The organism is Pseudonocardia yuanmonensis (genome assembly GCF_039542425.1).
In the GTDB taxonomy this organism is placed as follows: domain Bacteria; phylum Actinomycetota; class Actinomycetes; order Mycobacteriales; family Pseudonocardiaceae; genus Pseudonocardia; species Pseudonocardia yuanmonensis.
The window spans coordinates 1-19,670 of sequence record NZ_BAABIC010000019.1; the positions used below are offsets into that span (position 1 = coordinate 1).

Below are 19,670 nucleotides of genomic sequence, written 5' to 3' on the forward strand. Positions count from 1 at the left end.
CCGAACGACACCGCGTGTCATTTCGACATCCCGATGCGCGGCAACAGCCTCTACCTCGACGACGAGCTGATCGTCGACGCCGGTGAGCTCACCGTCCCGGAGATGCGCCCGGCGGCCAAGCGATGACTCGGGCGATGAGCAGGGATCACCACGTCGGGATGATCGTCCCGAGCTCCAACCTGACGATGGAGACGGAGCTGCCGCGGATGCTGCGCGCCCGCGAGGAGGTCGACCCGGCCAACCGGTTCGTCTTCCACTCCGCGCGGGCCCGGATGCAGCACGTCACCCCCGAGCAGCTGCGCGCGATGAACGCCCAGGCGGAGCGGGCCGCGACGGAGCTCGCGGACGCCCGCCCGGACGTCGTCGCCACCGCCTGCCTGGTCGCGATCATGGCGCAGGGACCCGGCTACCACTGCACCGCCGAGGACTCCATCACCGCGGCGCTGCGGGCCGAGGGCGCCCAGGCCCCGGTGATCTCCTCGGCCGGGGCGCTGCTCGACGGCATCGCCGCCCTGGGGGTCACCCGGGTCGCGATCATCACGCCGTACATGAAGCCGCTGACCCAGGCCGTGATCGAGTACCTCGAGGCGGCCGGGGTCGAGGTCGTCGACTCGCTGTCGCTGGAGGTGCCGGACAACCTCGCCGTCGCCCGGCTCGACCCGGCCGACCTGCGCAAGCACCACACCGAGCTCGACCTGTCGCGGGCCGAGGCACTGGTGCTCAGCTGCTGCGTGCAGATGCCCTCGCTGCCCGCGATCCAGCCCGTCGAGGACGAGATCGGCATCCCGGTCCTCTCCGCCGCCACCGCGACGACGTACCGCATCCTCCAGGAGCTGGGCCTTCCGCCTCAGGTCCCGAACGCGGGCCGCCTCCTGTCCCAGTGACCGCAACTGCCCTTTTACGGGCAGTTGCCGCTCACGACCTCGGATGACCTGGGCGGACGGGGTCCGGTCCCGTCACCAGGTGACCGGCAGGGCGTCGAGGCCCCCGGTGAGCAGGTCGGCCCGCAACGGCAGGGCCTCGACCGGGCGGTCCAGGCGCAGGCCGGGGAAACGGGCCGGGAGCGCGGTGAACACGGCCTGCAGCTCGACGCGGGCGAGGCTACCGCCGATGCAGTAGCGCGGGCCGTGGCCGAAGGTGAGGTGGGCCCGGGCGTCCTCCCGGCCCGGGGCGAAGCGCTCGGGGTCGGCGAAGGCGTCCGGGTCGCGGTTGGCGGCGGCCGGGGCGAGCACCACACAGTCGCCCGTCCGGATCGTCACGCCGCCGATCTCGACGTCGGCGTGCGCGTAGCGGGGCAGCCCGCTGCCGCCGGGCGCCGCGAGCCGGAGGATCTCCTCGACGGTGTCCGGCACCCGCGCGGGATCGGCGGCCAGCGCGGCCCAGTGCTCCGGGTGCTGCAACAGCAGCACCGTGCCGACGTCGATGCGGGTCACCGTGGTCTCGTGCCCGGCGAAGAGCAGGGCCGCGGCCAGGGCGGCGCTCTGCCAGTCGTGCTCCGGGCCGGAGGCGGCGAGGTCGCTGAGCACGTCCTCGCCCGGCTCCTCGCGCTTGCGCGCGACCAGTCCGTGGACGTACCCGACCAGCGCCTGCAGGGACTGCTGGGCCGCCTCGCGGTCGTCGAGCCGGCCGGCGCCCTCCGACCAGGCGCGGAACCGGGTCCGGTCCTCGTACGGGACGCCGAGCAGCTCGCAGATGACGAGGATCGGCACCGGCAGGGCCAGGTGCTCGTGCAGGTCGGCGGGTGGGCCTGCGGCGGCCAGCCCGTCGAGCGAGCGGGCGACCAGCTCATCGACGTGCTCGCGGAGCCGCAGCATCCGACGGGCGGAGAAGGCCGGGGTCAGGAGCTTGCGCATCACCGCGTGCTGCTCGCGCTCGGTCTCCGGATCGCCCATCATCGGCCCGCCCAGGATCGCGGAGCCGGACACCCGGGAGGCGCGCTCGGGCTCGGGGTGCGAGCGGCCCAGGCGCGGGTCGGCGAACAGCGCCCGGCACTCGGCGTGCCCGGTGACCAGCCACGCCGGGTCACCGGTCGCGGTGCGCACCGCGCAGATCGGGGTGCGCTCGCGCAGCTCGGCGTAGAGCGGCGCGATGTCCAGCACCCCGGGCCGGTCGAAGGGGAGCTGCGGGATCGTGGTGGTCATCGGTCCTCCTCGGGTGGGTCGTCAGGCGGGAACGGGGACCGGTGTGCGGCGCAGGGCGGCGCGGCGACGGGCGGTCCACAGCGCGACCGGGCCGAGCACGGCGGCCGCGAGCAGCGGCGAGACGACCATCAGCACCCCCGGTGGCACGAACAGGGCCAGGACGACGCGCAGGCCCGCCTCGGCGAGCAGCGCGCACCCCCACACGATCGTGATCCCCCGCAGCGCCCGACGGAACCCCGGATCCGCCTTCGGGCCTCGATGGCCTCCGCCGCGCCCGGCCGGCCGCGCAGCAGCACGACGGGCAGGGGATGGCGCGCGAGGACCGAGCCGAGGAACCCCAGCCCGATCACACGCGTCACGAGTGACTCCTTGACCAGCAGGAACGTCGCACTGTGCAGGAGCAGGCCGCCAGCCAGGCTCACGGCGATCGCACCGAGCGAGAGGGCCGCCAGCACGTCGACCCGCCGCTCCCGGACGATCCCGAGCAGCACCCCGGCCAGCGGGAACAGGGCGCCCCACGCCAGGGCGGTCGGCCGCACCGAGTGCGGTGAGCACCGGTAGGTCACGATCGGTGCCGCGATCCCGAGCACGAGATCGGCCCGGCGCACCGGTCCTCGAAGCATGCCGCCGACGCTGGGCACGGCCGAGCCCGCGGGCGTCCGCCTGCGGTGGGACCTCGGACCTCGAACCGGGGGTGGAGGGCTGTGACCCCGCGAGTCGCGCTGTGGGCTTGCGCGAGTCGGGCTGTGGGTTCCCGCGAGTCGGGCTGTGGGTTCCGCGAGTCGGCAGTTCTGGTAGCGCGAGTCGGCAGTTCAGGTCACCGAGATGCACCGAGCGTACGCGTCGATGCGGCCGACGCGCGTACCGGCGGAGGAGCGGGCAGGGTGGAGACGTGGACCCGCTCGTCGTCACGGCCGTGCTGGACGAGCCCGCGCAGTCCCGGCTCGACGCGCTGCGGCGCCGGCACTTCCCGTCCGAGCGGAACCATCTCGACGCTCATGTCACGCTCTTCCACGCGCTGCCCGGCGAACAGGAGGCCGAGGTCGCGGCGGTCCTGGCAGAGGCTGCACGGCGCGAGCCGCCGAAGGCCGTCGTAGGTGAGGCTCGGCTGCTCGGCCGGGGAGTCGCGTTCCGGATCGACTCACCGGACCTGCTCGCCCTGCGCGCCGACCTCGCCGGGAGGTTCGACACGGCGTTGACCAGGCAGGACCGCGGCAAGCGGGAGCTGCACGTGACCGTCCAGAACAAGGTCGCCCCGGAGCAGGCGCGGGCCCTCCACGCCGCGCTGTCCGACCAGGCGCCCGAGCCCACCGCCGTCGTCGCACTCGGGCTGTGGCGCTATCGCGGCGGCCCGTGGAACCCGATCGCGACCTACCCGTTCACCGCATGATCATCAGGAGCTCGGGGCTCCGGCGGCATGATCAGCCGACCCTGAGCTCCCGCTCAATGACCGGAGCGCTCACCGCACGACCTCGCCGACGAACGCCGCGGCGCGCTCGCGCAGGCCGGCGCGGCGCTCGTCGACGGTCATGCCCGGCGCGGGGCGCAGCGCCGCCGTCGCCTTCTCGACGCACACGTGGTGGCGGCAGCCGAGGTCGGCGCACACGTAGGTCCCGACCGTGTTGCCGTCGCGGCCCCTGCTGCCGCGGCGGGCGGCGGTGAACAGGGTCGTGCCGCCCGCGCTGTGGGTGGTGCGGCAGAGGGCGCACATCGCGGTGGCGCCGACGGCGTTCGACGCGGCGCGGAGCAGGATCGCGACCGGCTCGTCGGCGCCCGGGACCAGCAGCACCGCGCGGTCCGGCGCCTTCGCGTCCCGGAAGCCGACGACGTCGTCGAGCACGTCGAGGTCGAGGTCACGAACATCGGGAGGCAGTGCCAGCCGGGCGGCCTCGCCCTTCGAGCAGTTGGCCAGGGCGCGGCGGATGCGGGTGTCGGTGGTCATCGTGCGGTCCGGGTTCTCGGGGAGCAGGGCGTGGTCACGCTAGGCGCCCGGCCTCGCGAGCCGCATCCCGTATTCGCACACGGCCTACGCGACTCGCGGAAGCCCACAGCGCGACTCGCGGAAGCCCAGGGCGCGACTCGCGGAAGCTCAGGGCGCGACTCGCGGGGTCAGCAGGTGAGGGGGTGGAGGGCGTCGCGGAGGAGGGCGAGGGACCCCGACGGGTTGTCCCAGAACACCATGTGCCCCGCGTCCGGGATCTCCACCAGCGAGGCACCGGGGTTGGCCTTCGCCGCCTCCTCCGCCCCGTCCGCCGTGACCACGGGGGAGTCGGCGCCGTAGAGCAGGGTGGTCGGGGCGGGGACGGACGGCCAGACGTCGAAGAAGTCCTCGGTCTCGAAGCCCTGATGCGTCGCGACGATCGCCTCGCGGTCGCAGCTGGACAGCCACCGCGCCCGCAGCTCCTGCTCCCGCCGCGGCCACCGCGGCCACGAGCGGGCCACCTCGTCGGCGTCCGTCCCCCGGACGGCCTCGTCGAGCTGGCCGAGGAACGCCTCGAGCGTGGTCGGGTAGGGGCCGCGACCGGGCCCGCTCATCGGGGGGTCCACCAGGACCGTGCCCCGCAGCGGCCGGCGCACCGCCGTCGCGGCCGCGATCCGGGCGCCCATCGAGTGCCCGATCAGGACCGGGTCGTCGAACAGGTCGAGGACGGCCAGGGCGTCGCCCGCGTAGTCCCCGAGCGTGTACGAGTCCCCGGAGTCCGACAGCCCGCGCCCCCGGACGTCGACCACGACGGGCCGGCCCACGTCGACGAGTGTCCGCGCCACGAAGTCCATCGTGATCGCCGGGCTGGTGATCCCCGGGACGATGACCAGCGGCACCCCGGACCCGCCGTAGTCGAGCAGGTGCAGCCGGACGGATCCGTTGCGCACCCACCGGGACGTCGCGGGGACGTCCGCCAGATCGGCCAGGGCGTCCTGCCGCACAGTGCGGACGTCGGGGCGTGTCACTTGAGTCCTCCCACGTAGGCCAGGGCGTCGTCGAGCGAGATGACGTCGCCGTACTTGGCCTGGATGTCGAACAGGTTGGCCTCGGCCGGCCCGGAGGCCCGGTCGCCCACGCACTCCCGCGGCACCAGCACGGGGTAGCCGCTCTGCAGCGCGTCGACCGCCGTGGCGCGCACGCACCCGCTGGTCGTGGCGCCGCACACGATCACGGTGTCGGCCTTCACCGACGCCAGCAGCGCCGCCAGCCCGGTCCCGAAGAACGCCGACGCGCCCTTCTTCATGATGAGGTGATCGGCGTCCGAGCAGGGCAGGCGGTCGTCGATCTCCACCGCCTCGGAACCGACGGCGAGGGCGCGCATGCCGGGCGCCTTGTCCAGCCAGACGACGGTGTCCAGCTCGGCGGGCGTGTACCCGATGGTCGTGTAGACGACCGGGACCTCCGCGGCCGCCGCCGCCGTGACCAGCCGCGACGTCGCGGCGACGACCTCGGTCAGGTCCGCACCGGTCGGGTAGGCCGGGTCGGTGAACCCCTTCGTCAGGTCGACGACCACGATCGCGGGTCGCTCCCCGCGGCGCACGGGCGCGCCGAAGCCGGCCCGGTCGTAGGTCGCGTCCGTCTCGGACCCGTGCAGACTCATACCCTGCTCCCGTCGAGTTGCTGCTGGAACGCCGCCCGGCGGCGGGAGGCGCAGTCGTCGATCGCCTCCACGATCGTCTGGTAGCCCGTGCAGCGACAGAGGTTCGAGGCGACGACCTCACGGATCTCCTCCGTCGTCGGCTCCGGTTCCTCGGCGAGGAAGCCCTCGGCCAGCATGAGCATCCCCGGTGTGCAGAAGCCGCACTGCAGGCCGTGGTGCTCGGAGAAGCACTGCTGCAGGTCGTTCAGCGTGCCGTCCGGAGCGGCCAGCGACTCCACGGTCCGGATCTCCGCGCCTTCGACCTGTGCCGCGAAGAGCAGGCAGGCCCGCACCGGCGCGCCGTCGACCAGGACGGTGCACGCGCCGCAGATCCCGTGCTCGCAGCCGACGTGGGTGCCGGTGAGGCCCAGGTCGTGCCGCAGGACGTCGACCAGGGTGCGGCGCGGCTCGATCGCGAGCTCGTGCCGCTCGCCGTTCACCGTGAGCTCGACCAGCTGGATCATCGGGCCACCTCCAGGGCGCGGAAGATCGACTCGCGGGGGATCGGCGTGTCGTCGAGCTCGACGCCGGTGTGCCGCAGGGCGTCGTTGACGGCGTTCAGCACCGCGGCTGGCGCGCCGATGGTGCCGCCCTCGCCGGCGCCCTTGGCCCCGTTCTCGGTGAACGCGCACGGCGTCTCGAGGTGCTCGATGCGCACGTCCGGGATCTCCATCGCGGTCGGGACCTTGTACTCCATGAAGCTCGGCGCGAGCGGCTGGCCGCCGTCGTCGTACCGGACCTCCTCGAACAACGCCCCCGCGATGCCCTGCGCGATCCCACCGCGTGCCTGCCCCTCGACGACCTGCGGATGGATCGCCACCCCGCAGTCCTCGACGCAGACGTACCGCAGGATCTCCACGCCGCCGGTGCCCGGGTCCAGCTCGACGACGCAGCCGTGCGTCGCGTTGGAGAAGGTCCCGTCGCCGCCGACGTCGAAGCTCGCGATGGCCGACAGCCCCGGCCCGACGTCCTTGGGCAGCAGGTGCGCCTTGAGGTACGCGACGTCCGCGATGTCCGCGAAGGACATCCACCGGTCCCCGACGCGTACGCCGCCGTCCTCCAGCACCGCCGCCTCGGGATCCCCGGCGAGCAGGTGCGCCGCGATCTCGCGGAGCTGGTCGCCGAGCTTCACCGACGCGGCCGCGACCGCGCTGCCGCCGATGGTGATGGACCGGGAGGCGAAGGAGCCCCATCCGTAGGTGATCCGGTCCGTGTCGCCCTGGACGATCTTCACGCGGTCGTAGGCGATGCCGAGCCGGTCGGCGACGATCTGCGCCATCGTGGTCTCGTGGCTCTGCCCGTGGGACAGCGTGCCCGTGGTGACGGAGACGGTGCCGTTCAGGTCCATCGTGATCTCGGAGATGTCGAACCCCGGCACGACCTGCATCTTCCGCTGGGCGAAGGCGCCGGAGCCGTAGCCGGTCCGCTCCGAGAAGCAGGCGAACCCGATCCCGATCACCCTGTCGCCGCCGTTCTCGTCGTCCCGACGAGAGAACCAGCCCTCGTCGCGCAGCGTCTTCTCGCACAGATCGAGCGACTCGAGGTACGAGCCCGGGTCGTAGGTGATGTTGTTGACGCCCTTGTACGGGAAGACGGTGATCAGGTTGCGCCGCCGCAGCTCCACGGCGTCCATCCCGAGCGCCCGGGCCGCCTTCTCGAAGACCCGCTCGACGACCATGACGTACTGCGGGCGGCTCACCCCGCGGTAGGGCGCGGTCGGCGCCTTGTTCGTGGTGACGGCCCGGCCGCGCACCCGGTAGGCCGGCACGCGGTAGACGCCCGGCATCTCGGCCGAGGCCATCAGCGGCTCGATGCCCGCCGTGAACGGGTAGCAGGAGTAGGCCCCCATGTCGCAGACGACATCGGCGTCCAGGCCGAGGATCTCGCCGTCGGCGGAGAAGGCGGCGCGCACGACGTACCGCTGCTCGCGGGCGAGGAAGGCGGCGGTCAGGGCGTCGCGCCGGTCCTCGATCCACTTGACGGGTCTGCGCAGCCGCAGCGCGACGGCCGCGGCGGCGATCTCCTCGCGCCCGACCACGCACTTCTGCCCGAACCCGCCGCCCATGTCCGGCACGGTGACGCGGACCTGCTTCTCGTCCAGCCCGACGCACTTCGCGAGCACGGTCCGCACCTGGTGGGGCACCTGCGAGCAGGTCTGCACGCGCAGCTGCTCGTCCCGGTCGTCCCAGTCCGCGACCACCCCGCGGGTCTCCAGCGGCAGCGCGTTCTGCCGCCCGGTCTTCGTCCGGACCTCGACGACGGTGTGGGCCTCGGCGAACACGTCGTCGATGCCCTCGGTGGCGAAGAGCGAGACGTCGACGAGGGTGTTGCGCGGGGCCTCGGCGTGCACCAGCGGTGCGCCCTCCGCCAGCGCCGCCGTGTCGCTCACGACCGGCTGGAGCGGCGCGTACTCGACGACCGCCGCCTCGACCCCGTCCTCGGCCGCGTACGGGTCCTTCGCGACGACGATCGCGATCGGCTCGCCGACGTACCGCACCTTGCCTCGGGCCAGCACCGGCATGGCGGTGGGCACGAACTCGTGCGGCGGCCGGTCGAGCAGCGCGGTGATGTCGCCCAGGTCGAGGTCGTCCGCGGTGTACGCGGCGACCACGCCGGGGACCGTGCGGACCTCGTCGAGGTCGACGGCGAGCAGCTCGGCGTGCGCCTCGGTGCTGCGGACGAACTGGGCGTGCAGCATCCCGGGCAGGGTGATGTCGTCGACGAACCGGCCGCGGCCGGCCAGCAGCCGCGGGTCCTCGCGGCGCGGGACGGAGGCGCCCACCCAGGCGCCGTCCCGCCGGAAGTGGGGTTCAACCACGGGAGGCCTCCTCGCAGGCGCGCTCGACGAGCGTGCGGACCAGTCCGCGCCGGTAGTGCGCGCTGATCCCGGGCTCGTCCCGAAGCTCCAGGGACGCGGCGATCTCCGCCGCCGTGTCGGCCCAGGTCACCGGGGGTCGTGAGGGCGAAGTGCCGCCGGAGGGGAAGTTCGCGCTCACGGGGGTGGGACCGACGCCGCCCAGCACCACCCGGCCCGCGTCCACGTCGACGGCGGCCGCGACCAGGGCGAAGTCGCCCTTGCGGTCGGCGTACTCGGTCAGCGCGGCCCGGGGTGCCGGGCGGGGGAACACGAGCTCGACGATCAGCTCGTCGGGCTCCAGCGCGGTGGTGAACGGGCCGAGGAAGAACTCGCCGGCGGGGATCTCCCGGCGGCCCGCCGGGCCCTCGGCGACGATCCGGGCGTCGAGCAGGACGGCGAGCAGGCACCACTCGGCGGTGGCGTCGGCGTGCGCGATGCTGCCGCCCACCGTGCCGCGGGTGCGGATCGGCAGATGGCCGACCCAGCGCATCGCCCGCGACAGCACCCCGAAGTCCCCGAGTTCCGCCTTCTCGACCGCGCGGTGCGTGGTGAGCGCCCCGATCCGCAGGGTGTCGCCCTCCCGCCGGATCCCGGAGAGCCCGTCGATGTGCGTGATGTCGACCAGGTGCTCGGGGCGGGCCAGCCGGAAGTTCATCATCGCGACCAGGCTCTGGCCGCCGGCGACGATCTTCGCGTCGTCGCCGAGCTCGGTGAGGAGCCCCACCGCGCCCGCCACGGAGCGGGCGCGGTGGTACTCGAAGGCGGCGGGCTTCACGGCCGGACGGCCCCCGTGGACGGAGCGGGCGCCTCGGTCCCGGTGACCTCCTCGGAGCCCGTGATGCGGTCGAGCTCGCGGCCCTTGGTCTCCGGCGCGCCGACGGCCATGTAGATCACGGCGCCGACCACCACGACCGCCATCAGCGCGAAGGTCAGCGGCAGGCCCAGGATCGGCCAGAGCACGCTGCCGAAGATCAGCGGCACGAAGCCGGTGACGGCCCGGCTCATCGACGAGGCCCAGCCGAAGCCGCTGGCGCGCAGCTCGGTCGGGTAGAGCTCGGAGACGTAGGCGTACATGACCGGGATGACCACGAGGGCGAAGAAGCCGAACACCGCGATCATCGCGATGGCGGCCGTCGACGAGCCGAGGACCAGCGAGAAGACCAGCAGCGCGAGCGCGGCGAGCGGGGCGGCGACGCCGATCACCCACTTGCGGCCGACCACCTCGACGAGCAGCACGGAGGTGATCACGCCGAGGATGCCGACGGCGTTCATGACGGTCGTGGAGCCGAAGGCCGCCACCTCGCCCATGCCCTGGGCCCGCAGGATCGACGGCATCCAGGACAGCGCCGCGTAGTAGACGACCATGACCGAGATGAACAGGGCCCAGGCCACCCCGGTGACCTTCGGGTTGTAGGCCCACACGAGGCGAAGCTGGTCGAACGCGGCCGAGATGCCCTTCTTGCGGGACGCGGCGGCCTCCGGCACGACGGCCGGGATGACGTACGGCTCGGGGGTGGCGCCGGTGCGGCGGACCATGTCGTCGATCACGGCGCGGGCCTCGGCCTCGCGGCCGGTGCGGGCCAGGTACAGCGGCGACTCCGGCACCCCGCGGCGCACCCAGAACAGCAGGAGCGCGGGCAGGACCATCAGCGCGAGCATCCAGCGCCAGTTGCCGCCCACCGGCACCAGGAAGGTGGCGGTCAGGCCGGCGAAGGTGGTGCCGATCGGCCACCAGCCGTCCATCGCGGCCAGCACCCGGCCGCGCTGCTTCATCGGGGAGAACTCGCTGACGATCGCGTAGTCCACCGGGATGCAGCCGCCCAGGCCGACGCCGGCCAGGAACCGCAGCACCAGGAAGATCTCCCAGCTCGGCGACAGCGCGCCCAGCACGGAGAACAACGCGAAGATCATCAGGGTGATCGAGAAGGCCTTCTTGCGGCCCATCCGGTCGGCGATCGTGCCCCAGGCGATGGCGCCGACCGCCATGCCGACCAGGTTGGCCGTCGCGACGAGGCCGCGCTGGCCCGTCGAGAGCCCGAACTCGGTGCCGAGCAGCGGGGTGAGGAAGCCGTTCAGGGCGACGTCCCAGGCGTCGAACATGTACCCGAGACCGCCGATGACGAAGATCTTGCCCTGCACCCCCCACTTCCAGGGGAGGGACTGCACGACCTGGTCGCCGGTACGCATGTGTGCTCCGTGTGTCGGGTGGGGATCAGCGGGCGAACGGGTAGGAGTGGGACTCGGTGTCCGGGTCGTTCAGCGGCGAACCGCCCCACAACCAGTCGTAGGAGACGTCGGACTCGCCCCGGAAATCCTGCAGGTGCGCGTCGCGCTCGCGCTGCTCCGGGCCGTCGGGCAGGTGGTAGAAGCGCATGTTCTCGAGGGAGGCGTCCTGGACCATGCCGGCGTGCGTGGCCCGGCGGTTGACGTAGCGGATCAGCGCCGCGTCGATGCCGTCGCGGGTCACGGCCCCGAGCTCCTCGGCCAGGACGGCGGCGTCCTCCATGGCCTGGGACGCGCCCTGGGCCTGGTAGGGCAGCATCGCGTGGCAGGCGTCGCCGAGCAGGGCGACCCGGCCGTCGACCCAGACGGGATCGCGGCGGCGGCGGAAGAGCGCCCACTTCGACGCGTCCCCCTCGGCCTTGGACAGCATCGCCGCGACCCGGTCGTCCCAGCCGGGGAAGGCCTCGACGAGCTCGTCCGCGGTCGCGGGCAGGGTCCAGGCGTCGGTGGTGTCGAGCGTGTTCGGGACGACGGCGACCACGTTCAGGTATTCCCCGCCGCGCACGAAGTAGTGCACGAGGTGCCGCTCGGGCCCGTACCAGATCGTGGAGTGGAAGCGGTCCAGCAGGAAGCGGGTCGCGGGATCGGCCGCGATCTTGTCGCCGGGGATGAGCGCGCGGTAGCACATCTCCCCGGAGAAGACGAGCGTGTCGTCGAAGCCGGCGGCGTCGCGGACCCGCGAGCGGATGCCGTCGGCGCCGATCAGGACGTCGCCGGGGAAGCGCCGGCCGTCGGCCGTGACGGCCACGGGGCGCGCCGGGTCGGACCGGTCCAGCTCCGCGACGGCCGAGTCGGTGTGCACCTCGGTGACCGGGCCCGGACCGTCCTGGTCGAGGCAGGCGTCGAGCAGGATCCGGTGCAGGTCGGCGCGGTGGTAGTGCCAGTACGGGGCGCCGTACTCGCGCACCACCCGCTCGCCCAGCGGCAGCGAGGCGATGATGCTGCCGTCCTTCCAGCGCCGGCGGACCTGGTCCGCGGGCGCGGTCCGGATGGCCTCCATCTTCCTGCGCAGGCCCAGGCCGAACAGGATGCGGCTGGCGTTGGGCGCGGTCTGGATGCCCGCGCCCACCTCGCCGAGCTGTGCCGCCTGCTCGAGGACGACCGTGCGCAGCCCCCGCCGGCGCAGTGCGAGCGCGGTGGTGAGCCCACCGAGCCCGCCGCCGACGACGGTGACCGTGAACGACTGGCTGGCCACGTGCCCCTCCCGGGTTAGATCCACTCTGGACGGTGCGCCGTCCCTGCCGGTGCCGCCGTGATCCGGCAGCTCAGGGCGGTGCGTGCGCCGCCCGGCAGAGATAATCCGAACACTGACGATCCCGGAACGCAAGGGGTGACGCAAGCTGTAACGCGTCAGAAACCGAGAAATACGGGTCGGCAACACCCTGTGGGCCGGGCCCGGCCCGCGAGTAGGGAGTTGTGGCGGCGCGAGCTGGGAGCTGTGGCAGCGCGAGTCGGGCGCTACGGCAAGCTCGCTCCGACTCGCGCTGTCGGTCTCCCGACTCGCGCTGTCGGTTCTCGCGACTCGCGCTGTCGGATCTGCCGCCTCGCGGATCAGTCCTCGACCAGGGACTCCCAGTGTTCGGCGATGCCGTTGAGCCGGGTGAGGAGGGCGGACTCGTCGTCCTTCTCGATCCCGCGCATCAGCAACTTGTCGAGCGCGCGGGCCTTGTCGTAGGCCTGGTGCAGGGTCGTCGAGCCGTCCTCCGTGAGGTGCAGCAGCCGCTTCCGCCCGTCCTCGGGCGGCGTGACCCGGGTGATCAGGCCGCGGTCCTCGAGGCGGCGCACGATGCTCGCCATCGTCGACCGGTCGAGCGCGACGGCCCGGGCCAGCGACCCCTGCTCCGCCCCGGGGTACGCGTCGACCGCGGTGAGCACCGCGAACTGCGGGCCGGTGAGGAGCGGGTCGACGTGCCGCTGCCAGGCCGCGGTGTAGGCGCTGTGCAGCCGCCGCGCGACGTACCCCGGCGCGGCGAGGAGGGCCTCCGGCGCCGGGAGCTGTTCCGGCCCGGTCCGTGTGCGCTCGTCACCCACGGCCTCCATTCGACCACGTCCGGTGCGAACGTCCACGCCGCCCGTCCCCGACGCCATGGTTCGTCCCGTGATGTCCGGCCGCGGGGGTCCTCGGGGGTGCCGATCGGACGTTCCACATATCGTTGACGCTCAGCCTCAGCGTTGTAGAGTGTTCGGTACCATCGCACGAGGTATCCCTTCCCGACCTGGCAACGACGACAGGAGGCCCGGCATGAGCGACGCGTCCGACCCGGCCGGCGAGGAGCAGCCGGAGGTCTCCTTCGCGACGTCGCCGGCGGAGTACCGGCACTGGCGGCTCGAGGTCGACGGCGAGGTCGCCACGCTGACCCTCGACGTCGACGAGACGGAGGGCATCGTGCCGGGCTACGAGCTGAAGATGAACTCGTACGACCTGGGCGTGGACATCGAGCTCTACGACGCCACGCAGCGGCTGCGGTTCGAGCACCCGGGCGTGCGCGCGGTGGTCGTGACCAGCGCGAAGGACAAGAACTTCTGCGCGGGCGCGAACATCCGGATGCTGGCGCAGAGCTCGCACCCGTGGAAGGTGAACTTCTGCAAGTTCACCAACGAGACGCGCAACGGCATCGAGGACGCCACCGAGCACTCCGGGCAGACCTGGATCGCGGCGGTCAACGGCACCGCGGCCGGCGGCGGCTACGAGCTGGCCCTGGCCTGCGAGACGATCCTGCTGATCGACGACAACTCCTCGGCCGTCTCGCTGCCCGAGGTCCCGCTCCTCGGAGTCCTCCCGGGCACCGGCGGGCTGACCCGGGTCACGGACAAGCGGAGGGTGCGCAAGGACCGGGCGGACGTGTTCGCCACCCGCGCCGAGGGGATCCGCGGCAAGCAGGCCGTGGAGTGGAAGCTCGTCGACGAGGCGATCCCGAAGCGGGTGTGGGCCGAGACGGTGGCCGAGCGGGCGCGGGAGGCCGCCGCAGCGTCGTCCCGCCCCACGGACGCGAAGGGTGTCGCGCTGCCGCCGCTCGAGCCGGCCGTGACGGCGGACGGGATCGCGTACCGGCACGTCAAGGCGGAGTTCGACCGCGCCCGCGGCCTGGTGGAGATCACCGTCCTCGGGCCGGACGGCGGGGTGCCCGAGTCGCTCGAGCGGGTGCACGAGCTCGGCGAGGCGTTCTGGCCGCTGGCCATGACCCGCGAGCTCGACGACCTGATCCTGCGGCTGCGGTCCAACGAGCTCGAGCTGGGCACCTGGATCCTCCGGACCAGGGGAGACGTCGAGGACGCGCTGGCCTTCGAGCGGCTCATCGCCGCGCACTCGAAGGACGACTGGCTGGTCAACGAGATCCGGCACTACTTCAAGCGGGTGCTCAAGCGGCTGGACGTGACCTCACGGTCGCTCGTCGCGCTGATCGAACCCGGCTCCTGCTTCGCCGGTGCGCTGCTCGAGCTGGCGCTGGCCTGCGACCGGCAGTACATGCTCGACGGCACGCTGGACGAGGACGACTCCGAACAGGGTGACGAGGCCCAGATCATGCTCTCGGCGAGCAACTTCGGCGCCTTCCCGATGGGCAACGGGATCTCCCGGCTCGCCAGCAGGTTCTGGGGCGACGCGGACCACGTGGCGAAGCTGCGGCAGGAGACCGACCGGCGGATCGAGGCCCGCGAGGCGTTCGACCTGGGCCTGGTCACGGACGCGCCGGACGACATCGACTGGGACGACGAGATCCGGATCATGCTGGAGGAGCGGGCGTCGCTGTCCCCGGACGCGCTGACCGGCATGGAGGCCAACCATCGGTTCGTCGGGCCCGAGACCATGGAGACGCGCATCTTCGGCCGGCTCACCGCCTGGCAGAACTGGATCTTCGTGCGGCCCAACGCCTCCGGCCCGGAGGGGGCGCTGCGCCGCTACGGCACGGGACGCAAGGCCGACTTCGACCGCAAGCGGGTGTGAGATGAGCATCGACTACAGCGAGAAGATCCCCAACAACGTCGACCTCGCGAGCGACCGCAAGCTGCAGCGGGCGCTGGAGTCCTGGCAGCCCAACTTCCTCAACTGGTGGAAGACGATGGGCCCGGCGGTCCCGACGCAGGACGTCTACCTGCGCACGGCGGTCAGCGTCGGCAAGGAGGGCTGGGCGCAGTTCGGCCACGTCGCGATGGAGGAGTACCGGTGGGGCGTGTTCCTCGCCGAGCGCGGCGACGACCGGCGGATCGCGTTCGGCGAGCAGAAGGGCGAGCCGGTCTGGCAGCAGGTGCCCGGTGAGTACCGTTCCGACCTGCAGCGGCTGATCGTGATCCAGGGCGACACCGAGCCGGCGTCGGTGGAGCAGCAGCGCCGGCTCGGCGAGACCGCCCCGTCCCTGTACGACCTGCGCAACCTCTTCCAGGTCAACGTGGAGGAGGGCCGCCACCTCTGGGCGATGGTGTACCTGCTGCACGCCTACTTCGGCCGCAACGGCCGGGAGGAGGCCGAGGCGCTGCTGCAGCGCAACTCCGGCGACCTGGACAGCCCGCGCATCCTCGGGGCGTTCAACGAGGAGACGCCGGACTGGCTGTCGTTCTACATGTTCACGTACTTCACCGACCGGGACGGCAAGTACCAGCTCGGCACGCTGAAGGAGTCCGCCTTCGACCCGCTCTCGCGCACCTGCGAGTTCATGTTGAAGGAGGAGGCGCACCACATGTTCGTGGGCACCACCGGCGTCGACCGGGTGGTCACGCGGACCTGCGAGCTGATGCGCGAGCACGACACCGAGGACATCGCCCCGCACGGCGGCATCCCGCTGGACGTGATCCAGAAGTACATCAACTTCCACTACTCGGTGTCGCTCGACCTCTTCGGTTCCGAGCAGTCCACGAACGCGGCGAACTACTTCACCGCCGGCCTCAAGGGCCGCTGGCAGGAGGAGCGCCGCAAGGACGACCACCGGCTCACCGAGGACGCGTTCACGATCGACACCGTCAAGGACGGCCGGATCGTGTCCGACGAGGTGTCCGCGCTGCTGGCGCTCAACCTCGACCTGCGCAACGAGTACGTGAAGGACTGCCAGTCCGGCCTCAAGCGCTGGAACCGGATCCTGGCCAAGAACGGCTTCGACGAGTCGCTCTACCTGCCGCACGTCGGCTTCAACCGGCACGTCGGGCTGTTCTCCGAGCACTACGTCACGCCGTCGGGCGAGGTCGTCGGCGAGGACGCGTGGAAGGCCAAGGAGGACTCCTGGCTGCCCAGCGCCGGCGACAAGGCGCACGTGCAGAACCTGATGCGCCCGGTCTACGAGCCCGGGAAGATCGCCGGCTGGATCGCGCCGCCGACGAACGGCATCAACGGCCAGCCGTTCGAGTACGAGTACGTGCACTTCTGATCCGACTGAACGGACGGCGCTCTCGCTCACTAGGGATGAGCGAGAGCGCCGTTCGCTCATGGGTCAGTCGCGGTAGACGGCGGGGCGTCGCTCCATGGCCGCGGCGAGGGCCTCGTCGAGGTCCGCCGAGATCAGCATGCCGGCGTTCCAGGTGGCGACCTGCTCCAGCGCGTCGGCCACCGTGTGGTCGCGCGCGTAGGTGATCGCGTGCTTGGTGCCGCGCAGCGCGAGCGGGGGCTTGGCGGCGAGCGACGCGGCCACCTCGGCGACGCCGGCGCCGAGCGACCCGGCGTCGGGGAACACGCCGTTGACCAGCCGCAGGCTCAGCGCCTCGCCGCCGCTCACGGTCCGGCCGGTGTAGGCGAGCTCGCGGGTGACGCCCTCGCCGACGATCCGGGGCAGCCGCTGCAGCACGCCGACGTCCGCCACCACCGCCATGTCGATCTCCTTCACCACGAACCGCGCGTCCTCGGTCGCGTAGCGCAGGTCGCAGGCGGTGGCCAGGTCCATGCCGGCGCCGATGCACGCGCCGTGCACGGCCGCGATCACCGGCACCCGGCACCGCTCCACGCTGGTGATCACGTCCTGCAGGTCGAGGATCGTGCGGCGCAGGGCCTCCGACGCCCGGCCCGCGCAGTCCGCCCCGGCACCGGCCCGGAGGCTGCCGAGCATCTCCAGGTCGATGCCCGCGCAGAAGTGCTTCCCGTTCCCCGACAGCACGACGACGCGGACGGTCGGGTCGGCGTCGAGCGCGTCGACCGCCTCGCGCAGCTCCGACCACAGCGCGCGGTTCAGCGCGTTGGCCTGGGCGGGCCGGTCGAGCCGCAGGTGCGCGACCCCGTCGGCGTGCTCGACGGTCAGCGCCGTGAACTCCATCGGTCCTCCTCGGTGACGTCCCCGGCGCACCCTAACGGTCACGCCCGACCGCAAGGGGGCCTCAGGCGGCCTCGGGCTCGGCCGCGTCGAGGACGTACGGCCCGAGGGTGGCGGCGATCCGCGCGTAGCCGGCCGACGACGGGTGGAAGCGGTCCGCGGAGAACAGGCCCGGCTCCGCGGCGAACGCCTCGCCGAGCTCGGCCCCGACCGCGGCGACGACGGCGCCCGCGGCCTCCGCGGCGGCGGCCTGGCGGTGCTGCAGCTCCGTGCTCGCGGCCTGCACCAGCCCGCGCAGCGCCGGCGGCACGCCCGGCACCCAGGACAGGTCCGGCGCGGTCGCGGCGACGACGGTGGTGCCGTTCCTGCGCAGGTGCCGCACGGCCTCGCCGAGCGCTGCGGCGGCCCGGTCAGGCGGGACGAGCCGGGCCAGGTCGTTGGCCCCGACGACGATCAGGGCGAGATCGGCGCCGAACGGCGCGGCCCGGCGCACCTGCGCGGCGAGGTCGGCCGAGCAGGCGCCGGGGACGGCGACGACGTGCAGCTCGACGGTCCGGCCGGTGGCCTCGAGCGCGGCGGTGAGTCGGGGGCCCAGCGCGTCCGCGGGACGCGCGGCGCCGTGCCGAAGGCGAGGGAGTCACCGAGCACGGCGAAGCGGAGGGGGCGCGGGTCCATGCCCAGGTCAACACCGTGGGCCGGGCCGGCATGCCGGGATGTGCGGCGCCGCACGCCGGCGCGTCAGTCGCCGAGCATCCGCCGGGCGGTGCCCTTCCACAGGTCGAGGTGCGGGTCGGTGGTGGGGTCCCGCGGGTCGATCGCGTAGGTCAGCGCGACGCCGCGCATGCTGGTGAACAGCAGCTCCCGGACGTCGTCGAACGCGGGGTGGGTGGAGTGCACCGGGCCGAACAGCGCGGCCACGACGTGCTGGATCGCCAGGCCCAGCCGACGCTCCTCCGGCAGCAGCTCGGCGCGCAAGGTCTCGTCCGTGCGCGCGGCCGTCCACAGCTCCATCGCGGCCCAGAAGTAGGGCTGACGGAAAGTCTCCCAGAGCAGCTCCACCGCCCGGTCGATGCGCTCGGCGCCGCTGGTCGTGGCGTGCGGCCAGCTCTCCATGGCGGTGATCCGCTCGACGGCCAGGTGCTGGGCCGCGGCGACGAGCAGCGCCGAGCGGGAGGGGAAGTGGTGCAGCAGCCGGCCGCGGGAGACCCCGGCGCGTTCCTGGATGGTGACCGTCGTGGCGCCGGAGTAGCCGTCCTCCACCAGGCTGCGCACGGCGGCGTCGAGGATGAGCGCGTGGCTGCTCGCCCGGCGCTCGCCCTGGGTGCGACGCGGGGTCGGTGCGGCCATGCCCCGAGGGTAGTCGGCGGGCCCGCCGTTCCCGGCACGACCGACTGTTTCTGTCCCCGATCCGAGCGGTCCTGGGGTGATCGGGTTGACTGTCGCCGTGGACGTCCGGGTCGCGGTGCTCGGCCCGGTCGTCGTGGCTCTCCTCCTCGGGGTGCGCTGACGGCGGGAGCCCGCTTGAGCCGACCTGTCGACGTCTTGTCGCCTGACTTGTCCCGGTCGGCGACCCGCGCTGCCGGAACCCCCGACTCGCGGGAGCCCAGAGCGCGACTCGCGGGAGCCCAGAGCGCGACTCGCGAGAGCTCGGAGCGCGACTCGCGGAAGCTCGGAGCGCGACTCGCGGGGCCCGGGGCCCGGGGCGCGACTCGTCGGGACGGCTTTCCGCTCAGTGGGAGGATAGGGGCGTGGCGGGGAACTTGTCGACCCCCGGGGCGAGCGTGGCGTCGCGGGTGTTCGCGCTGCTCGGGGCGTTCGACGCCGAGCACCGGGCGTTGTCGCTGACCGCGCTGGCGGAGCGGGCCGGGCTGCCGCTCGCGACCGCGCACCGGCTGGCGGGGGAGCTGGTCGGGCTGGGCGGGCTGGAACGGCGGGGCGACCGGTACGTCGTCGGACGGCGGGTGTGGGACCTGGGGCTGCTCGCGTCCGTGCAGGCCGAGCTGCGGCAGGTGGCCGCGCCCTTCCTGCACGACCTCTACGCCGCCACCCACGCCACCGTGCACCTCGCCGAGCGCGCGGGCACCGAGGTCCTCTACCTCGACCGCCTCTCCGGCCGCGCGACCGTGCCCGTGGTCAGCCGGGTCGGCGGGCGGCTCCCGCTGCACACCACCGGGGTCGGCAAGGTGCTGCTCGCCTTCGCCCCGGACGAGGTGCAGCGGGCCGTGCTCGCCGACCTCGTGCGCGTCACGCCGTTCACGATCACCCAGCCCGGCCGGCTGCGCGAGCAGCTGCGCCGGGTGCACCGCGAGGGGTTCGCGCAGACCGTCGAGGAGATGAGCCCGGGCGCGTGCTCCGTCGCGGTCCCGGTCCGGCGCGGGTCCGACGGGGAGGTCGTGGCCGCGCTCGGGCTCGTCGTCCCCGACCTGCGCCGCGGCCGGGCCCGGCTGGTCGCGGCCCTGCAGGTCGCTGCCGCCGGTATCGGGCGCTCGCTTCCACTCAGTGAAAGCCCGGGCTAGGCGCGGGGCGGCCGGCCGGACAC

At 73.1% G+C, this 19,670-nt stretch carries 21 protein-coding genes; 6 read left to right on the top strand and 15 right to left on the bottom strand.

From position 1 onward, the window contains the following. Positions 1-126, top strand: a 126-nt coding sequence (locus ABD990_RS24430) for a 2,5-dihydroxypyridine 5,6-dioxygenase NicX family protein (RefSeq protein ID WP_486362908.1), incomplete at its 5' end; no start/stop codon positions are given. Positions 127-134: 8 nt separating this feature from the next. Next, positions 135-884, top strand: coding sequence for a maleate cis-trans isomerase family protein (locus ABD990_RS24435; RefSeq protein ID WP_345383076.1), 750 nt, complete (start codon positions 135-137; stop codon positions 882-884). Positions 885-956: 72 nt separating this feature from the next. On the opposite strand, the gene ABD990_RS24440 is transcribed toward ABD990_RS24435, so the two are convergent. From ABD990_RS24440 to ABD990_RS34545, 3 genes are read right to left on the bottom strand one after another with little or no spacing between them, the layout of a single operon-like run. Then, the gene (locus ABD990_RS24440) at positions 957-2,141 is read right to left on the bottom strand and encodes a cytochrome P450 (RefSeq protein ID WP_345383077.1); all 1,185 of its coding nucleotides are present in this window, start codon (positions 2,139-2,141) and stop codon (positions 957-959) included. Between the two features lie 21 nt (positions 2,142-2,162). Then, a complete protein-coding gene (locus ABD990_RS24445; RefSeq protein WP_345383078.1) occupies positions 2,163-2,345 on the bottom strand; it encodes a hypothetical protein in 183 nt (60 codons plus the stop codon). Then, positions 2,270-2,764, bottom strand: a complete 495-nt coding sequence (locus tag ABD990_RS34545) for a VC0807 family protein (RefSeq protein ID WP_425569654.1) — start codon at positions 2,762-2,764, stop codon at positions 2,270-2,272. Before ABD990_RS34545 ends, ABD990_RS24445 begins: the two co-directional genes overlap by 76 nt. Before the next feature lie 269 nt (positions 2,765-3,033). Here ABD990_RS34545 and ABD990_RS24450 point away from each other — a divergent pair, with 269 nt between their 5' ends. Continuing rightward, positions 3,034-3,531: a 2'-5' RNA ligase family protein gene (locus tag ABD990_RS24450; protein ID WP_345383079.1), complete on the top strand. Its 498-nt coding sequence runs from the start codon at positions 3,034-3,036 to the stop codon at positions 3,529-3,531. Positions 3,532-3,600: 69 nt separating this feature from the next. Here ABD990_RS24450 and ABD990_RS24455 read toward each other — a convergent pair whose 3' ends face one another. From ABD990_RS24455 to ABD990_RS24495, 9 genes are all read right to left on the bottom strand, one after another. Further along, on the bottom strand, positions 3,601-4,083 hold the full coding sequence (locus ABD990_RS24455; protein ID WP_345383080.1) for an FBP domain-containing protein: 483 nt from the start codon (positions 4,081-4,083) through the stop codon (positions 3,601-3,603). Positions 4,084-4,250: 167 nt separating this feature from the next. Next, entirely contained in the window at positions 4,251-5,090 is an 840-nt protein-coding gene (locus ABD990_RS24460) for an alpha/beta fold hydrolase (RefSeq protein ID WP_345383081.1), read from the bottom strand. Next, a complete protein-coding gene (locus ABD990_RS24465; RefSeq protein ID WP_345383082.1) occupies positions 5,087-5,725 on the bottom strand; it encodes an isochorismatase family protein in 639 nt (212 codons plus the stop codon). The genes ABD990_RS24460 and ABD990_RS24465 overlap by 4 nt, the downstream gene beginning before the upstream one ends. Beyond that, positions 5,722-6,228, bottom strand: coding sequence for a (2Fe-2S)-binding protein (locus tag ABD990_RS24470; protein ID WP_345383083.1), 507 nt, complete (start codon positions 6,226-6,228; stop codon positions 5,722-5,724). Before ABD990_RS24470 ends, ABD990_RS24465 begins: the two co-directional genes overlap by 4 nt. Beyond that, positions 6,225-8,582, bottom strand: a complete 2,358-nt coding sequence (locus ABD990_RS24475) for a xanthine dehydrogenase family protein molybdopterin-binding subunit (RefSeq protein ID WP_345383084.1) — start codon at positions 8,580-8,582, stop codon at positions 6,225-6,227. Before ABD990_RS24475 ends, ABD990_RS24470 begins: the two co-directional genes overlap by 4 nt. After that, positions 8,575-9,396, bottom strand: a complete 822-nt coding sequence (locus ABD990_RS24480) for an FAD binding domain-containing protein (protein WP_345383085.1) — start codon at positions 9,394-9,396, stop codon at positions 8,575-8,577. The genes ABD990_RS24475 and ABD990_RS24480 overlap by 8 nt, the downstream gene beginning before the upstream one ends. Further along, a complete protein-coding gene (locus ABD990_RS24485; protein ID WP_345383086.1) occupies positions 9,393-10,808 on the bottom strand; it encodes an MFS transporter in 1,416 nt (471 codons plus the stop codon). Before ABD990_RS24485 ends, ABD990_RS24480 begins: the two co-directional genes overlap by 4 nt. Before the next feature lie 25 nt (positions 10,809-10,833). Continuing rightward, positions 10,834-12,099 (bottom strand): FAD-dependent monooxygenase, encoded by a 1,266-nt coding sequence (locus ABD990_RS24490; RefSeq protein WP_345383087.1) that lies wholly within the window; start codon positions 12,097-12,099, stop codon positions 10,834-10,836. 356 nt (positions 12,100-12,455) lie between these two features. Beyond that, the gene (locus ABD990_RS24495) at positions 12,456-12,944 is read right to left on the bottom strand and encodes a MarR family winged helix-turn-helix transcriptional regulator (protein ID WP_345383088.1); all 489 of its coding nucleotides are present in this window, start codon (positions 12,942-12,944) and stop codon (positions 12,456-12,458) included. 202 nt (positions 12,945-13,146) lie between these two features. Here ABD990_RS24495 and boxC point away from each other — a divergent pair, with 202 nt between their 5' ends. Together boxC and boxB are read left to right on the top strand one after the other, a co-directional pair. Continuing rightward, a complete protein-coding gene (gene boxC / locus ABD990_RS24500) occupies positions 13,147-14,847 on the top strand; it encodes a 2,3-epoxybenzoyl-CoA dihydrolase (protein WP_345383089.1) in 1,701 nt (566 codons plus the stop codon). A gap of 1 nt (position 14,848) precedes the next feature. Beyond that, positions 14,849-16,258, top strand: coding sequence for a benzoyl-CoA 2,3-epoxidase subunit BoxB (boxB, locus tag ABD990_RS24505; protein ID WP_345383090.1), 1,410 nt, complete (start codon positions 14,849-14,851; stop codon positions 16,256-16,258). Positions 16,259-16,321: 63 nt separating this feature from the next. Here the strand turns inward: boxB and ABD990_RS24510 are convergent, their stop codons facing one another. The 3 genes from ABD990_RS24510 to ABD990_RS24520 all read right to left on the bottom strand — a co-directional run bounded on the left by ABD990_RS24510 (position 16,322) and on the right by ABD990_RS24520 (position 18,478). Next, a complete protein-coding gene (locus ABD990_RS24510) occupies positions 16,322-17,134 on the bottom strand; it encodes a crotonase/enoyl-CoA hydratase family protein (RefSeq protein WP_345383091.1) in 813 nt (270 codons plus the stop codon). Between the two features lie 61 nt (positions 17,135-17,195). Then, positions 17,196-17,726 (bottom strand): GDSL-type esterase/lipase family protein, encoded by a 531-nt coding sequence (locus tag ABD990_RS24515; protein ID WP_345383194.1) that lies wholly within the window; start codon positions 17,724-17,726, stop codon positions 17,196-17,198. 143 nt (positions 17,727-17,869) lie between these two features. Beyond that, on the bottom strand, positions 17,870-18,478 hold the full coding sequence (locus tag ABD990_RS24520; protein ID WP_345383092.1) for a TetR/AcrR family transcriptional regulator: 609 nt from the start codon (positions 18,476-18,478) through the stop codon (positions 17,870-17,872). A gap of 401 nt (positions 18,479-18,879) precedes the next feature. Between ABD990_RS24520 and ABD990_RS24525 the strand changes: the two genes are divergently transcribed. Continuing rightward, positions 18,880-19,647 carry an IclR family transcriptional regulator gene (locus ABD990_RS24525; RefSeq protein WP_345383093.1) on the top strand — a complete coding sequence of 256 codons (768 nt, stop codon included), beginning with the start codon at positions 18,880-18,882 and terminating at the stop codon, positions 19,645-19,647. Positions 19,648-19,670 lie beyond the last annotated feature (23 nt).

Bases quoted from the DNA above. Each gene is read 5' to 3' on its own strand.
- ABD990_RS34545 (WP_425569654.1), bottom strand. From the start codon at position 2,764: ATGCTTCGAGGACCGGTGCGCCGGGCCGATCTCGTGCTCGGGATCGCG.
- ABD990_RS24520 (WP_345383092.1), bottom strand. From the start codon at position 18,478: ATGGCCGCACCGACCCCGCGTCGCACCCAGGGCGAGCGCCGGGCGAGC.
- ABD990_RS24455 (WP_345383080.1), bottom strand. From the start codon at position 4,083: ATGACCACCGACACCCGCATCCGCCGCGCCCTGGCCAACTGCTCGAAG.
- ABD990_RS24470 (WP_345383083.1), bottom strand. From the start codon at position 6,228: ATGATCCAGCTGGTCGAGCTCACGGTGAACGGCGAGCGGCACGAGCTC.
- ABD990_RS24465 (WP_345383082.1), bottom strand. From the start codon at position 5,725: ATGAGTCTGCACGGGTCCGAGACGGACGCGACCTACGACCGGGCCGGC.
- ABD990_RS24495 (WP_345383088.1), bottom strand. From the start codon at position 12,944: ATGGAGGCCGTGGGTGACGAGCGCACACGGACCGGGCCGGAACAGCTC.
- ABD990_RS24440 (WP_345383077.1), bottom strand. From the start codon at position 2,141: ATGACCACCACGATCCCGCAGCTCCCCTTCGACCGGCCCGGGGTGCTG.
- boxC (WP_345383089.1), top strand. From the start codon at position 13,147: ATGAGCGACGCGTCCGACCCGGCCGGCGAGGAGCAGCCGGAGGTCTCC.
- ABD990_RS24510 (WP_345383091.1), bottom strand. From the start codon at position 17,134: ATGGAGTTCACGGCGCTGACCGTCGAGCACGCCGACGGGGTCGCGCAC.
- boxB (WP_345383090.1), top strand. From the start codon at position 14,849: ATGAGCATCGACTACAGCGAGAAGATCCCCAACAACGTCGACCTCGCG.
- ABD990_RS24485 (WP_345383086.1), bottom strand. From the start codon at position 10,808: ATGCGTACCGGCGACCAGGTCGTGCAGTCCCTCCCCTGGAAGTGGGGG.
- ABD990_RS24435 (WP_345383076.1), top strand. From the start codon at position 135: ATGAGCAGGGATCACCACGTCGGGATGATCGTCCCGAGCTCCAACCTG.